The sequence below is a fragment of the Deinococcus peraridilitoris DSM 19664 genome, assembly GCF_000317835.1.
In the GTDB taxonomy this organism is placed as follows: domain Bacteria; phylum Deinococcota; class Deinococci; order Deinococcales; family Deinococcaceae; genus Deinococcus_A; species Deinococcus_A peraridilitoris.
In genome coordinates this window covers 3607230-3622439 of the sequence record NC_019793.1, presented here as the reverse complement: position 1 = coordinate 3622439, position 15210 = coordinate 3607230, and the positions used below count along the sequence as shown (strand labels likewise).

Below are 15210 nucleotides of genomic sequence, written 5' to 3'. Positions count from 1 at the left end.
CGCTTCACTTTCAAACGCTGGTGGCACAATGCCGGTGTGAATGCCTGTTTGGACGCCTACACCAGCCTTATAGGGCACTCTTTGTCCGGCGACGTCCGTTGATGAAACTCGTCTCCGAACTGCGCTCGATGTGCGCCGCCTTCCCGGGCAGCCGCGAGACCTTTCCTTTCGATCACCAGAACCTCGTGTTCAAGGTGGGGGGCGAGGACCGCGACACCCACAATCTGGCCGGAATCTGGAAGATGTACGCGATGGTGAACATCACCGAGGACCCGCTGCGTCTACTCGTGAAATGCGACCGGGTACGGTCGGCTGCGCTGCGCGAGCAATTCCCGGCCATTCACCCCGCCGCCTACTTCGGAGGGCACTGGATCTTCCTGCCGCTCGACGGAACACTGCCGGGAGGACTGGTTGAGGAACTGCTGCGCACGTCATATCAGGTTGTCGTGACAAAAAGCCTCCCCGGCCGCATTCGGGAGCGCCTGTCGGCCTGCTGACGGGCAAGGTGCCGAGTACGCGAACTTGCCGATTCAGACACGTTGGTGCGCCAGACATGAAGCCAGCGCCTTAAGCAGAGCTCAACGCGTCCACGACCGACTCTCTCGCCAAATTTGGCGGGCTTTAACCCTGCTCATGGCGAAGCGCGCATGACTGGCTAGAGGAATGCACGCCGGCAGGACCCCTTCAGCTGCGCCCTCGAGTTCGGCTCCAGGCTCGAAGCGCCCGAATACGCCGCGCGTCATTGCCCGATAGAGAGTGAGGAGGCCACCATCATGATGACGGCTAGGCAGATCGCACGAGGTCTTGGTTGGTACAGCATCGCCCTGGGCACGCTGGAGTTGCTGGCACCAGGGCGGATGTCCCGCGCCCTGGGCCTGGGGAGCCGGGCTTCCCTGGTTCGCACCTACGGACTACGCGAACTCGCGCACGGCGCGGCAATTCTCACACAGCGCAACCCGGCGCCGTGGGTCTGGACGCGCGTGGCCGGTGACGCCCTGGACCTGCTGGTTCTTGGCAAGGCCCTGGGGCGCCCGGCGAGGGGGGCACGCCTGGCGGTTCTCGCCGTGCTGGGTACGACCATCGTCGATGTCCTGTGCGCCCGGCAACTCAGCCAGCCAACCAGTCCCAAAGGCTTGCTGGGACGGCTGGTGCACCGGAGAGGAAAGTGACCATGAAAGGGGACGAATCCACCGTCAGCAAGCCCGCCAGAAACGAGCAGCCGGGCGAGCTCAGCATACCCCTGCGCGTGGCCCTGGCCGCTCTGGGAACCGGCCTGATGATTCTGGGCACCCGCCGACCGGACAATGCCGGTACCGCGCTGGCAACAAGCGGCGCCCTCGGCCTCTCGGTGGCCGCACTTGGACGGGGTCCGGGCGCTCTGGCCGCAGCGCCTCAAGTGATCACGGTCGAGCGAGCCACGACCATCATGCTTCCTGCTGAGCGCATCTACGCGTTCTGGCGCGACTACACCAATCTGCCGCAGTTCATGAGCCATCTGGAGTCGGTCACGATGCAAGGGCAGAACCGCTCGCACTGGGTCGCCAAGGGACCAGCAGGAACCCAGGTCGAGTGGGACGCCGAGACCATCGAGGACGTCGCAAATGAGCGGATTGCCTGGCGCGCCCTGGAAGGGGCCAGCGTTCCCAACGAGGGCCACGTGACCTTTCGGGAAGTGACGGGTGGACGCGGCACCGAGGTTCGCGTCACGCTGCGCTATGAATCCCCTGCGGGCGCCCTGGGGGCTGCCGTCGCCAGGCTGCTGGGTGAAGAACCGACCGTGCAGGTGAACGACGATCTGCGGCAACTCAAGCGGCTGCTGGAGACCGGAGCGCTGCCCACCACCGAGGGCCAGTCGAGTGGGCGCAAGAACCCGATGACGCGCACATTGGCCAAAGCATTCGATAACCGGAGGACCCAATGAAAGCACTGGTCTGGCAAGGCGTGAACCGCGTGGGCGTCGAGAACGTGCCCGATCCCGAACTGCTGCAGCCCACCGACGCCATCGTGCGGGTCACGTCCACGGCCATTTGCGGCTCGGATCTGCACCTGCTCGACGGGTACGTGCCCAGCATGGTGCACGGTGACATTCTCGGTCACGAGTTCATGGGCGAGGTGGTCGAAGTCGGCCGCGAGGTCAAAAACGTCGCGGTGGGCGACCGGGTCATCGTGCCCTTTCCCATCTCCTGTGGAAAATGCTGGTTCTGCCAAAAGGGCCTGACCTCGCTGTGTGACAACAGCAACCCCAACGCCAAGCTGGCCGAGGGCATGTGGGGCCACTCCCCCGCCGGAATCTACGGGTACTCGCACATCACCGGCGGATACGCTGGTGGCCAGGCGCAGTTTGCCCGCACGGTCTTTGCCGACGCCAACCTGTTCAAGGTGCCCAAAAATCTCAGCGACGAGCAGGTGCTGTTCCTGACCGACATCTTTCCCACCGGCTACATGGGCGCCGAGCATTGCGATATTCAGCCGGGCGACGTGGTGGCCGTCTTCGGCTGCGGTCCGGTGGGTCTCTTTACCATCATGAGCGCTTACCTTCTGGGAGCGGAGCGCGTCATCGCGATCGACCGTTTCCCGGAGCGGCTGGAACTGGCGCGCCGCCTGGGCGCCGAAACCATCAACTACGAGGAAACTGAAGTCTTCGAGGCGCTCAAGGTGCTGACCGGGGGGCGCGGACCTGACGGGGTGGTGGACGCTGTCGGCCTCGAGGCGCACGGCACGGGCATCGGCGGCGTGTATGACGCGGTGAAGCAGACGACCCGCGTGCTGGAAAGTGAGCGTCCTCACGCACTGCGCGCCGCGATCATGGCGTGCCGCAAAGGCGGTACCGTGAGCGTTCCGGGCGTCTATGGCGGCCTTGCCGACAAGATTCCAGTGGGGGCCTTTATGAACAAGGGCCTGACCATGCGCACCGGCCAGACGCATGTTCACCGGTACCTGCCCACGCTGCTCAATCACATCATCAACGGGGACGTGGACCCGACGGTCATCATCACCCACCGCCTCGGGCTGGAGGACGCCCCGCACGCCTACCACATGTTCAAGCACAAGCACGACGGCTGCGTGAAGTGCGTGCTCAATCCCTGGGGTGACCACAGCACCCACTCGCAGGTCCCGGCAAGCCAGCTGTCCTCGGCCGACTGAGGGCTGTTCTGGCTTGATGCTTTCTGGCCCAATACCCACCGCAGCCCACACGCGCCGTGACGGCGCGTGTGGGCTCATTGCTGGCGCATGCGTCCTCGGGAGACGAACTGGCTGCCGAGCACAAAGAAACGCAACGGCAGGTCGGCAGCCTGCGTGATGCCCACCCGCGTGGAACGCGCGACGACCAGGCCATGTGGTTTGCCGTGGGCAAGGTATAGCGGCAAAGCGCCTTGCCCCGCGTCAGGTGCGGACGGCCCGGCCAAGCATACCCCGTCGAGCGACCGGTCGATGGCGAGGGCCGCGCAGAGTTTCCCGGGGCCGTTGGCCAGTTGCCACGCCGGTCCGGCGAATCCTCCGCGGTGGGCACGCATGAGCTCTTCTCCCTGCACTGGCTCGATGGCGCGCAGCAGCACGGCGCTCGGAATATCGGCACTTTCGGTGGTCACATCCAGCAGGGCGTACTGGCGCAGGTGATAGATGTAGGCCCGCCCCGCCTCGCGCCATAGCCCCCTGGTGCGCTCGTTGGGCGGCCGGGCGCCGTGACAGGCCGCGTCGTTGTGGGCAAGGTAGGCTTCCGCCTCGACGATCTGCCCGACCATCCGCCCCTGATCAGTGAGGCGCACGATCCAGCGACCCAGCAGGTCGGGCGCGACCTTCTCGGGTGAACGCTCGAAAAAGGAGCGGGGAAGGAGACTCAACGGCGAGGGCACGGCACCCGCAGTCTCGCATGGACGACACGGACCCGCCCTGCTCTATGCTTGAACGAACATGACCAGGGACAAGCCCGTCACCGAGGATCTTCGCTCCCGGCCCGACCACGCCGACCTGGCAGGCCATCCTCGCAATGTGGCCTTTGTCATGCTGGGCCAGCGTTTTCATCTGGGTGAGGCATACGGATTTGGCCGGAAAGGCGAACGCGGACGAATCCACCTGGTCCGTCTTTCCGATGGTCTGGCCTTGTGCCGGGCGCGCTTTTCGGCGGACCTGCTCTTTCAGCTCTCGCCCACCGGTTCGCTGACGTGTGCTTCTTGTCTTCGCGCCGCTGCCAGAAGGGTGCACCAGAAGTTTCAACCCCGCCCGGCGTCTGGGGCGGCGCCAACGCGCACCCGCAGCCGCCGCAAATCCTGGCAGCGCTGAACAGTGGCGCATTTTTCAGTTCGGGTGCACCCTTCCTCCAAAGCGGCGGTTCACGCTTTCGGGACTCTGCCCGCCGCTGCACTTTCCTCTGCTGCCGTTGGTCACTAGACTGCGCTCATGACCAAGCCCAAGCGCCCGACCACCAGTGGCCCCTCACGCGGCCGCAAGCCCGCGCGCGAGGAGCGGAACTCGCCCGGCCGCCCATCTCAGGACAGCCCGGGACGCGACCGGGCCAACGCGCCACGAGCCGAGGACAAGCCCGGCAGCGAAACGCGACCCAAACGCGGCAGGGGCGCGGGGGGCACCACCACGGGGCGCACGCAATCACGTCCGGGAGCGGCGCCCGGCAAACGCCCCCGCACGACCCGGGACGTTCCGCAGCTCGACGTGCCCGCCAAGGAAATGATGTTCCGCGATCTTGACGGGAAAAGCCACGCCTTTCCCGACAGCAGCCTGAAACGGGTCGCCGCCCGCATCCTGAGCGAGCGTAATAAATTCTGGCGTTACCGCCCGTTTTCCTTTCCGCTGTTCACCGACAAGGGCAACGAGCAGGAGTTCTTTTTCGATTTTTACGTGTACGACAACCAGAACGCCGTGATCCGGCTGATCTTGCTGCTGCCGCGGGAGACCCGCGAAATCTGGGACAAGGTGGGCCGTTTCAAGCGCCAGTACCCGATGTATCACTACGAACTGTGGACACCGGAAAATCTTGAACAGCTGCAGCGCCCCCGAGCGCAGCTGGGCTTTTGATGTCGATCAGGGAACAAAAGCGCTCCGCATGACGTCGCAAAAACATCAACGTTGCCTTTGCATGACTGCCACGGCGTTCTTGATAGCGTAGGCGCGAACCTTTGGGTTCGTCTCTTCGCTTACCCAGACGCGGCCGCACCTGCTGCCGCGCTCTTTGCAGCGCCCGAGACGTTCGCGCGTCGTCGGTAGTTTACCCAGCCACGTTGGCTGTTTTGCCCTGGGCGTCGCGATCAGAGCGTTTGTCAGCTTTCGCGGGAGGAATCATGCACATTTTACCCGGTCATCCTTACCCTCTTGGCGCCACCTGGGACGGCCAGGGCGTCAATTTCGCAATCTATTCGGAAAATGCCCACAAGATCGAGCTGTGCCTCTTTGATGAAAAAGGCAAGGAAACCCGTCTCTCGCTGCGTGAACAGACTGCGTTCGTCTGGCACGGGTACGTCGAAGGACTCCAACCGGGCCAGCGCTATGGCTACCGGGTTTATGGCGACTACGATCCGGACCGTGGTCTGCGCTTCAACCCGAATATTGTCCTGCTCGATCCCTACGCGCGCGCCCTGAGTGGCACCGAGGACTTCCACGCAGGGGTGTTCGGATACAAGCTGGGGGCCGAGAATGCCGATTACGAGATGGAAACCAAGCAACAACGCGGCGCGCCGCTGGGTGTCGTGGTCGATCCTCACTTCGACTGGGAGGGGGACCGCCCGCCAAACGTTCCGTTTCACCAGTCGGTGATCTACGAGACCCACGTCAAGGGCCTGACCATGACGCACCCCCGGGTTCCCGAGCACCTGCGCGGCACGTATGCGGGTCTGGCGAACGAACACGTAGTGAGGCACCTCAAGGAACTCGGCATCACTGCCATCGAGTTGATGCCCGTTCACGCGCACCTTGACGATCCATTTTTGCTCGACAAGGGGCTCACCAATTACTGGGGGTACTCGACGCTCAGCTATTTTGCTCCGGAGGTGCGCTACAGCGCCGCGCACAAAGGCAAGAAACCCCAGATCGCCGGAGAGATTCACGAGTTCAAACAGATGGTCAAAGCCCTGCACCGCGCCGGGATCGAAGTGATTCTCGACGTGGTGTACAACCACACCGCCGAAGGCAATCATCTCGGGCCGACCCTCAGCTTCAAGGGCATCGACAATCCCACGTACTACCGTCTGGTCGACGATCAGGCGCGCTTCTACTTCGATTACACCGGCACCGGCAACAGCCTGAACGTGCGGCATCCCCAGACCTTGCAGCTCATCATGGACAGCCTGCGCTACTGGGTGACCGAGATGCACGTGGACGGCTTTCGCTTTGACCTCGCCTCGACCCTGGCGCGAGGACTGCACGAAGTCGACCAGCTCTCGAGCTTTTTCACCATCATTCACCAGGACCCGATCCTCAGCCAGGTGAAACTGATCGCGGAGCCCTGGGACATCGGCGAAGGCGGATACCAGGTCGGCAACTTCCCGGTGAAGTGGGCCGAGTGGAACGGCATCTACCGTGACTCCATGCGGGCGTTCTGGAAAGGTGAAGGCGGCCTGGCCGCCGATCTCGGGTACCGCATGACGGGTTCGAGCGATCTGTACCAGAACGACGGACGCAAGCCGTACGCGAGCATCAACTTCATCACCGCCCACGACGGGTTTACCCTGCGTGACCTCGTGAGCTACAACGACAAGCACAACGAGGAGAACCAGGAAGGCAACCAGGACGGCCACAACGACAACCGCTCCTGGAATTGCGGCGTGGAAGGCCCCACCGATGATCCTGAGGTCAATGCCCTGCGCGCCCGGCAGCAGCGCAACATGCTCGCCACCATCCTGCTCAGCCAGGGCACGCCGATGATTCTGGGCGGCGATGAGATCGGGCGCACGCAGGGAGGCAACAACAACGCCTACTGCCAGGACAACGAGATCAGCTGGTACGACTGGGAGAACGTCGACGAGGCCCTGCTGAACTTCACCCAGCGCCTGATCCGCATTCGCCGTGAGCACCCGGCCCTGCACCGCCGCAAGTTTTTCTCCGGACGGCCCATTCGCGGAACCGACGTGCGCGACATCATGTGGGTACGTCACGACGGCGAGGAAATGACCGACGAGGACTGGAAGAACCCGGTGACCCAGTCTCTTGGCATGTTTTTGGCGGGTAACGGCGTGGGGGACCTCGACGAACTGGGGAACCCCGTGCGCGACGACCATTTGCTGCTGCTGCTGTCCTCCTCGCACGAGGACCTGGAGTTTACCCTGCCCGATTTTGGCGGCTGCGACACCTGGGAACTGTTGCTCGACACCAGCGACGACGCGGCCCAGGAAGCGGTCGCAGCGGGCATGCAGGCCAACCTGGTGGCGCGCAGTGTCAAACTGTTTCGCTGCGCCAACATCGCTTCACGAGACTGAAGGCGGCGTTCACCTACCCTGGTGAACTCCCTGATGAACTGCTCTCACACGTGTGCTGATTCACGCAGCCACCGACCGCTCAGGAGGAGCACGGACATGACCACACCTGTTACGACAAGGACGTCTCTTGGGGCGTTCCCGGATCAACATGGCACGCTTTTTCGGATGTGGAGTACGCGCGCCCGGAGTGCTGGCGTCGTCCTGCTGGGCGAGGAGGGTGAGGTTCTGAACCGCCATCCACTTCAGGCACGTGGAGGCGGCGTCTTCGAAACGAAAGTCGAGGGCGTTGGCGTCGGGACACGCTACAAGTTCGAGGTGGACGGGCAGGCGTTTCCGGACCCCTACGCCCGCTTTCTGCCTGAAGGCGTACACGGGCCGGCGGTCGTCTGGGAAAACCGCTTCGAGTTTCGCCACGCTTCGCCGAAGCTCCGTGCCGACGAACTGGTCATTTACGAGATGCACGTGGGCACCTTTACGGAGGAAGGCACTTACCGGGCTGCAGCGGAAAAACTGCCGTTCCTGAAGGACCTGGGCGTGAACTGCCTGGAACTGCTGCCGGTATCGAGCTTTCCCGGAACGCGCGGCTGGGGGTACGACGGCGTGGCCCACTTTGCCCCGTACAAAGAGTACGGTTCCCCGGAGCAGTTGCAGGCCTTCATCGACCGCGCACACGAACTCGGCTTCGTGGTGCTGCTCGACATGGTCTACAACCACTTCGGTCCCGACGGCAACTACCTGGGGGCCTATAGTCCGGAGTACTTCACAGACCGACACAAGACCCCGTGGGGCGACGGACTCGATTACAGCAACCCCTTCATGCGTCACCTGGTCCTCGACAGCGCCGAGCACTGGCTGCGCGAGTACCGCTTCGACGGTTTTCGCCTCGACGCCACCCAGGACATTCAGGACGACAGCGAAAAGCACGTGCTCAGGGAACTGGCCGAACACGTGCACGCGCTGGGCGGCGGCCATTTCCTGTTCTGCGAGGATTACCGCAACTCTCCCCACCTGGTCACCGAATTCGGTACCGACGGCATCTGGGCCGATGACTTTCACCACCAGGTCCGGGTGACGCTGACCGGTGAGCAGGACAGCTACTACAGCGCCTTTACGCCGGGCGCTGCCGGTCTCGCCCGTCTGATCGAGCGCGGCTGGCTCTACGAGGGGCAACAGTGGCCGCTGGAAAACGAACACCTGGAGGGCGGCAGGCGCGGGCAGAGCGCCGGCGCGCTGCGCGCCGAGAACTTCGTGTACTTCATTCAGAATCACGATCAGATCGGCAACCGCGCCCTGGGCGACCGCCTGCCCGAGACGGCCGGGCTGGAAGGCTACCTGACGGCGAGCGCGCTGCTGCTGTTCCTGCCCATGACACCCCTGCTGTTTCAGGGACAGGAATGGGCGGCCAGCACGCCCTTCCAGTTCTTCTCGGATCACCATGGTGAGCTCGGTCAGCTCGTCAGTCAGGGTCGCCTGTCGGAATTCGGGCATTTCGCCGCGTTTCAGGGCCCCGAGATGCAAAAGAAAATCCCCGATCCGCAAGCAGAAAGCACCTTCGTGACCTCCAAGCTCAACTGGAACGAGATCGGTGAGGGGGAGCACGCACGCACCCTGGAACTGTACCGGGCGCTCCTGGCGCTGCGCCGTGAAGACCCGGTCCTGCGTCACGCTTCACGCGGTGACCTGCAGGCGGGCGCGGTGGGGAACGTCCTGTGGGTACGGCGCTGGCATGACGGTCAGGAGCGCGTACTGCTCGCCAACTTCGGTCAGGAAGAGGCCACGTGGCCGCAGGTGCCCGACGCCGGTATGGCCAACCTCTCCCCCATGCTCTCGACGCAGGAGCTGGCCCCGGGCCGCCTCGCCCCGCGTTCCACAGTCATCCTGGGTGGTGCGCGCGGATGACTGCCCGGATTCCCAGGGCGACCTACCGGCTGCAGCTGCACGCCGGCTTCACCTTCGAAGACGCCCAGGAAGTTCTCGGATATCTCGACCGGCTCGGCGTCAGTGATGTGTATACCTCACCACCCTTTCAGGCCGTGACGGGCAGCACCCACGGGTACAACCTGGTAAGCTACGAGACGCTCAGCACGGAACTCGGCGGCGAAGACGCCTTCCGGGCCCTGGCGGGGGCGCTCGCGAAACGCGGGATGGGCATGATCGTGGACTTCGTCCCCAACCACATGGGCATCGCGAACGGCGAGAACGCCATGTGGGAGGACGTGCTGGAAAATGGCCAGAGCTCGCGCTTTGCGGATTTCTTTGACATCGAGTGGCAGCCGCTCAAGCGCAGCCTCAGCGGCAAGGTGCTGCTGCCCACGCTGGGCGACCAGTACGGCGTGGTGCTCGAACGAGGTGAACTGCGGCTGGTGCGTCAGGGCGGGCGCATTTTCCTGGCGTACTATGACCGGCGTTTTCCGGTCTCCCCGCGTTCGCTGGCGCCGCTGCTCGACCGGGCCGAAGAACTGACCGGCCTGAGCGAGGATGACTGGGACCGCCTGGAACTGGCCTCGATCGCGACCCAGGCGCGCAACCTGCCGCACGCCGCGACCGCCGATCCGGCGGCGCGCGTCGTCCGGGCGCGCGAAAAAGAAGTGCTCAAGCGGCGACTGCGTGACCTGTCCTTTCGCTCGGAGGCAATTGGCAGTGCCCTTGACGCGGCGCTCGCCGAGTGGAACTCGCCTGAGGGCATCGAGAAGCTCGACGCGCTGATCCGCGATCAGAACTACCGCCTGGCGTTCTGGCGCATCGCCACCGAGGAAATCAATTACCGGCGCTTTTTTGACATCAACGACCTTGCGGCTATCCGTATGGAAGACTCGGCAGTGTTTGAATCGGCCCACCGGCTCCTGATGCGCCTGATCGACGAGGGCCTGGTGACCGGCGTGCGGCTGGACCATACCGACGGCCTGTACGACCCGCTGGGGTACTTCCGGGCGCTGCAGGAATGCCGCGCCAAACAGACCGGCGAGGACGCCAAGGGCCTGCCCCTGTATCTGCTGGCCGAGAAGATTCTTGAAAGCGGAGAACACCTGCCCGACCGCTGGCCCATTCACGGCACGACCGGCTACGACTTTCTGGCCCAGCTGAACGGACTGTGGGTCCGTACCGAGGCCGCCGAGGAAATGAGCGCCATCTACCGGCGCTACACCGGTGAGAACACCGGTTTTTCGGAACTGGTGTATCAGGGCAAACGCCTGATCATGCGCTCGAGCCTCTCGAGTGAGGTGGCCGTGCTGGCCGAGCGCCTGGAGCGCCTCGCGGAATCAGACCGCCGCTCGCGAGACTTCACCCTCACCAGCCTGCGCACGGCCATCACCGAGTTGATCGCCAGTTTCCCGGTATACCGCACGTACGTTCGCCCCGACGGCACCCGTGAGCGCGCCGACAACGCCCACATCGATCGCGCCGTGCGTCTCGCCAAACGTCGCAACCGCGACCTGAGCCCCGCCGTGTTCGACTTTCTGGGCGACGTGCTCAAACTCCGTGCCGCAGAAGGCGGGCGCGACATATCGTTCACGGACTTTGCCCTCAAGTTTCAGCAGGCGACCGGTCCCGTTACCGCCAAAGGCGTCGAAGACACGTCCTTTTATCTTTATAACCGCCTTGTCAGCCTGAACGAGGTCGGAGGGGACCCGGCCATCTTCGGCACAACCCTTGAAGCCTTTCACAAGGAAATTGCCGGACGTGTCAGCCGCTGGCCACAAGCCATGCTCGCCACCAGCACCCACGACACCAAACGCGGTGAGGATACGCGCGCGCGCATCAGCCTGCTGAGTGAGATTCCCGACTCCTGGATGGCCTACCTGTCGACCTGGGGCCGGGTGGCGCGCCAGTACACGGTGGACCTCGATGGTGAACGCGCCCCGGATCTCAATGACGAGTACCTCTTTTACCAGACGGTGCTGGGCAGTTGGCCACTGGACGCCAACTTCGAGGGGTACACCGAGCGCATCGTGGACTACCTGCACAAAGCCATCCGCGAAGCCAAACGGCACACGAGCTGGACCAACCAGAACACCGAGTACGAGGACGCCATTGCCAATTTTGCGCGCGGCATGCTGGAAGACCAGGAATTCAAGGCGGGCATCGAGGAACTTCACACGCGTCTCAGTCCGTACGGGGCGCAGAACGGGCTTTCGTCGGCGCTGGTCAAGCTGACCGCTCCCGGGGTGCCGGACACCTACCAGGGCTGCGAAGTCTGGAATCAGAGCCTTGTCGATCCCGATAACCGCAGGCCGGTCGATTACGCGCGGCTGAATACCATCCTGAAAAGAGTCGAGAAGGCCGGAGCCGAGCCCCTCGCGTTGGCGGCGGAATTTCTGCAGACCTATCAGGACGGCGCGGTGAAACTGCTCGTGACCCACCTGGCCCTGCAGGCGCGGCGCGATCACGAAGCGCTCTTCCGGGACGGCGATTACCAGGCGCTCGATGCCGGCGAGCATATTGTCGCCTACGCGCGAACGCTTGGCCGGGCCGTGTCAGTCACGGTCGCGCCGCGCTTTACGCTCACCCTTACGGGTGAACAGCAAGCCTGGGCGCTCGGAGAGGTGTGGGGAGACGCGGAATTACCCCTCCCTGTTGGCGGCAAATACCGCAACGTCCTGACCGGCGAAATCCACAACGCCTCACGAAAGCGGACGCTCAAGCTGCGCGAGGTGCTGCGAGAATTTCCGCTGGCGCTGCTGGTCAAGGCCTGATTCATCAAGTCGTCAGCAGGCCACCACGGGTCCCGTGGTGGCCTGCTTTTATGACCGGGAATCACTCCTCAAAAATACGCAGGGGAACAAAAGCACTGACCGTCCAGTTGGGCGCATCGACCACCTGACTGATCTTGAGGTCCACGCAGGCGCTCGACAGAATGTATGCGTCCGGAATGCTCAGCCCGTGTTCTTTCGAGAGCCAGCGCAGCATGGAGCGCAAGGCAATTCGCGCGGCTTCCATCAGGTCGGGCGCGTGACCGGTCGTGGCAAACCACCCTGCGCTGTCAAGATGCTGGTCCAAAGCGCGCGGGGTGCGCAGCTGCGGTGTCTGAATTTCCGCTTGCTGACGCACGCTGAAACGCAGGGTCACGTCGGCTTCCATCTCGATGCCAGTGCCGCACACTTCCCCGTCACCCTGGGCCGCATGCACGTCGCCCACCGAGAACAACGCGCCCTCGACCTCAACCGGCAGTTCCAGCACGGAGCCCTTGACCAGCTGCCGCACGTCCATGTTGCCGCCGACCTGGCGGGGCGGAGAGGTCACGTGCGGACCTTCAGCGGCCAGGGCGAGGCCCATCACCCCACAGAAGGGTGCCAGCGGAACGCGAATTTTCTCGCCGAACGGCGCGTGGGTCCCTCCGCGCAGGTCCCAGTAATGCCAGACCTGCTCGGTCAGCCCGCCCTGCTCGGCGAGTTCGGCGTCCAGCAGACCGATTCCTTTGGGGCGGCAGGACGTCCAGCCCCAGGGTGCCGACCTGATATCGACGACCTCGACGATCAGTGCGTCACCCGCTTCGGCTCCGCGGACGAACACCGGTCCGGTCAGTGGATGGCCGCGCATTCCCGAGTGTGGCCGCTCCGGATATGCACTGTCGGCGATGAGCTGCGCGAATTCGGGCTTCAGTCCTTGCTGCTCTCCGGCCTGAACGCGCCGCGCCGCGTTGCCAAAGGAGGCGTCCAGGGTCCGGAAGACAACCGTGTCACCCGAATTGATGGTCAGCACGGGCGGAATGCCGCGGTCCCAGACGGTATGAATGGTTTGTGGGCCGAGCTGATGGGTGGTCTTGGAGGTCACCCGGACAGCATATCCACTTCAGCAGGACGCACCAAGGCACCTGCGACAGGCGCGGCGCAGTGGCGCCGCGCCCGCTCACCGAACGCTACAGTTGGAAGTAGGTGGGAATGAAATCGTAGGCGTTGCCCGCCTTGCGCACATACCCCACGCCCGGCCAGTTGTAGTGGTAACCCACGACGCGCAAATTCTCGGCAGCGGCGCGGTTAAAGAGCGCGTTGCGGGTCGCGACCGCAGTGGACTTATCCTGGTCAAAGCCCAGGTACTGCTGAGGATAACGGAAGGACAATACGTAATGGCCGCCGGCATCGGCAAGGTGCAGGAGCTGCTGGTTGCCGCTGCGGACAAGCAAGGCCAGCTGGCCCGGCGTGTGACCGTAGGCCGCGACGGTCGTGAGACCCGGTACGATCTGCGCGCCGGCCTGCACCAGGGTATAGCGGTCCTTCAGCGCGACCATGTTGTTCTGGACCGCCGCGTTCGGCTGGGCTTGCGACGCCCAGAAATTGAACTCACTTTCCCCCATGACCAGTCGGGCGCGGGGAAAAGTCAGGGCGCCACCGCGCGTGATGCCGCCAATATGGTCACCGTGCCCGTGCGTCAGGAACACCGTCGTCACGTCAGTCGGCTGATAGCCGGCTGCGGCCAGGTTCGCGAGCAGCTGTCCCTGCTCGCCGCCACGGCCAGTGTCCATCAGCACTTTTTCAGTGCCGGTGTCGACCAGCATGGGATTGAAGTTGTTCTGATACTGCGCGGGGTTGATGCCCGCTTCGCGCAGGCTGGCCTGAAACTGCTCTTGCAGGTCGGGATTGGCGCCCCAGTTCGGCAAGGCCGGCCCCGGTGCCGACTGTCCGTCACTGAGAATCGTGACCGTAAAGTCGCCGACCTTCGTTTTGTAGAAACCCGCGCCGTTGCGGGCGGTAGCAGCGGGAGCGGCCTGCTGGGCCTGGGCAGCGGCGGTAGCGAGGCTGCTGCCAGCAGCAGCCAGTCCGGTGGCACCCAGCAGTTTGAGGGCCTGACGGCGAGCGAGCTTCGTTTCGGGTGAGTCCTGATTGCTCATAATTCCTCCTAATAGGTTGTAGACGACATGCACGAGCATCGTGACCTGAAAAGGAACCCAGCAACGGGCAATTTGTTACAGTACCGATCAGAGACCCGTCCATCAGGCGTCCGCCCACGAACTGTGGGAACTTTCGGCTGGCTGCTCGCGTAACATCCCTTGAAAGGAAGCACCGTGTTTACCAAGATCGACACCCTGTCTCCCAGTACCACCACTTCTGTCCGGTCCTTTTTCAACCGCACCTACACCTGGATGGGCGCGGGTCTTTCGCTCACCGCAATCATTGCATTCCTCACCGCCCGCAACGAAGTTCTGCTCGGGACGGTCATGGACAACGTACTGATGCTGGTGCTGGTGCAGCTCGGCATCGTTTTTGGGCTGGGCTTCCTGCTCAACCGCGTCAGCGCGAGCGTCGCGAGCGTCTTGTTCATGCTCTACGCAGGTTTGAACGGCCTGACCTTCGCCACGCTGTCCATGCGCTACGCAGCGAGTGACATCACCGCAGCGTTTGTCATCAGTGCCGGCATGTTCGGAGCGATGAGCCTGATCGGCTACACCACCAGGCGTGACCTCAGCAAGTACGGCAGCATTCTGCTGATGGCCCTGATCGGCCTGATCGTTGCGATGCTGGTCAACCTCTTTTTGCAGTCCACCCTGATGGTATGGATCACCAGCGTGATCGGGGTGCTGCTGTTCAGCGCACTGACCGCGTACGACACACAAAAACTCCGTGAAATGGCGCTGGGCGGCGTGGACGCGGCCAGCGAAACGGGCGAGAAGCTCGCGGTGTACGGCGCGCTCACCCTCTATCTGGACTTCATCAACATGTTTCTGTTTGTGCTGCGCATTTTCGGTCTGACGGGCTCCAACCGCGACTGATTTCGTCAGCGTGATGAGGAAGCGGGGGCGTGGCCCCCGCTTCCTCATCACGCATGTGTGGCCTGTTCGTCATGCGTGCCG

General features: G+C 63.7%; 13 protein-coding genes. 10 read left to right on the top strand and 3 right to left on the bottom strand.

All coding sequences use genetic code 11. The annotated features are described in order from the left end of the window. The first annotated feature begins 101 nt into the window (after positions 1 to 101). The 4 genes from DEIPE_RS17560 to DEIPE_RS17545 all read left to right on the top strand — a co-directional run bounded on the left by DEIPE_RS17560 (position 102) and on the right by DEIPE_RS17545 (position 3144). On the top strand, positions 102 to 497 hold the full coding sequence (locus tag DEIPE_RS17560) for an MmcQ/YjbR family DNA-binding protein (protein ID WP_015237321.1): 396 nt from the start codon (positions 102 to 104) through the stop codon (positions 495 to 497). 276 nt (positions 498 to 773) lie between these two features. Further along, a complete protein-coding gene (locus DEIPE_RS17555) occupies positions 774 to 1169 on the top strand; it encodes a hypothetical protein (RefSeq protein WP_245557563.1) in 396 nt (131 codons plus the stop codon). A 2-nt stretch (positions 1170 to 1171) separates the two neighbouring features. Beyond that, a complete protein-coding gene (locus DEIPE_RS17550; RefSeq protein WP_015237320.1) occupies positions 1172 to 1921 on the top strand; it encodes an SRPBCC family protein in 750 nt (249 codons plus the stop codon). Further along, positions 1918 to 3144, top strand: coding sequence for a zinc-dependent alcohol dehydrogenase (locus tag DEIPE_RS17545; RefSeq protein WP_015237319.1), 1227 nt, complete (start codon positions 1918 to 1920; stop codon positions 3142 to 3144). Before DEIPE_RS17550 ends, DEIPE_RS17545 begins: the two co-directional genes overlap by 4 nt. A gap of 74 nt (positions 3145 to 3218) precedes the next feature. On the opposite strand, the gene DEIPE_RS17540 is transcribed toward DEIPE_RS17545, so the two are convergent. Next, positions 3219 to 3854, bottom strand: coding sequence for a DNA-3-methyladenine glycosylase (locus DEIPE_RS17540; RefSeq protein ID WP_015237318.1), 636 nt, complete (start codon positions 3852 to 3854; stop codon positions 3219 to 3221). Between the two features lie 58 nt (positions 3855 to 3912). On the opposite strand from DEIPE_RS17540, the gene DEIPE_RS17535 reads away from it, so the two are divergent. From DEIPE_RS17535 to treY, 5 genes are all read left to right on the top strand, one after another. Continuing rightward, positions 3913 to 4281, top strand: coding sequence for a hypothetical protein (locus DEIPE_RS17535; RefSeq protein ID WP_015237317.1), 369 nt, complete (start codon positions 3913 to 3915; stop codon positions 4279 to 4281). A 117-nt stretch (positions 4282 to 4398) separates the two neighbouring features. After that, the gene (locus DEIPE_RS23255) at positions 4399 to 5031 is read left to right on the top strand and encodes a hypothetical protein (protein ID WP_015237316.1); all 633 of its coding nucleotides are present in this window, start codon (positions 4399 to 4401) and stop codon (positions 5029 to 5031) included. A 263-nt stretch (positions 5032 to 5294) separates the two neighbouring features. Further along, positions 5295 to 7424 carry a glycogen debranching protein GlgX gene (glgX, locus tag DEIPE_RS17525; protein WP_015237315.1) on the top strand — a complete coding sequence of 710 codons (2130 nt, stop codon included), beginning with the start codon at positions 5295 to 5297 and terminating at the stop codon, positions 7422 to 7424. A 165-nt stretch (positions 7425 to 7589) separates the two neighbouring features. After that, positions 7590 to 9323: a malto-oligosyltrehalose trehalohydrolase gene (treZ, locus tag DEIPE_RS17520; RefSeq protein ID WP_245557562.1), complete on the top strand. Its 1734-nt coding sequence runs from the start codon at positions 7590 to 7592 to the stop codon at positions 9321 to 9323. Then, complete coding sequence (gene treY / locus DEIPE_RS17515; RefSeq protein WP_015237313.1) at positions 9320 to 12118, top strand: malto-oligosyltrehalose synthase; 2799 nt, start codon at positions 9320 to 9322, stop codon at positions 12116 to 12118. Before treZ ends, treY begins: the two co-directional genes overlap by 4 nt. Before the next feature lie 61 nt (positions 12119 to 12179). Here treY and DEIPE_RS17510 read toward each other — a convergent pair whose 3' ends face one another. Next, a complete protein-coding gene (locus DEIPE_RS17510; protein ID WP_015237312.1) occupies positions 12180 to 13196 on the bottom strand; it encodes an acetamidase/formamidase family protein in 1017 nt (338 codons plus the stop codon). 85 nt (positions 13197 to 13281) lie between these two features. Then, the gene (locus tag DEIPE_RS17505) at positions 13282 to 14250 is read right to left on the bottom strand and encodes an MBL fold metallo-hydrolase (protein WP_015237311.1); all 969 of its coding nucleotides are present in this window, start codon (positions 14248 to 14250) and stop codon (positions 13282 to 13284) included. Positions 14251 to 14424: 174 nt separating this feature from the next. Here DEIPE_RS17505 and DEIPE_RS17500 point away from each other — a divergent pair, with 174 nt between their 5' ends. Beyond that, positions 14425 to 15129 (top strand): Bax inhibitor-1/YccA family protein, encoded by a 705-nt coding sequence (locus tag DEIPE_RS17500; RefSeq protein WP_015237310.1) that lies wholly within the window; start codon positions 14425 to 14427, stop codon positions 15127 to 15129. Positions 15130 to 15210 lie beyond the last annotated feature (81 nt).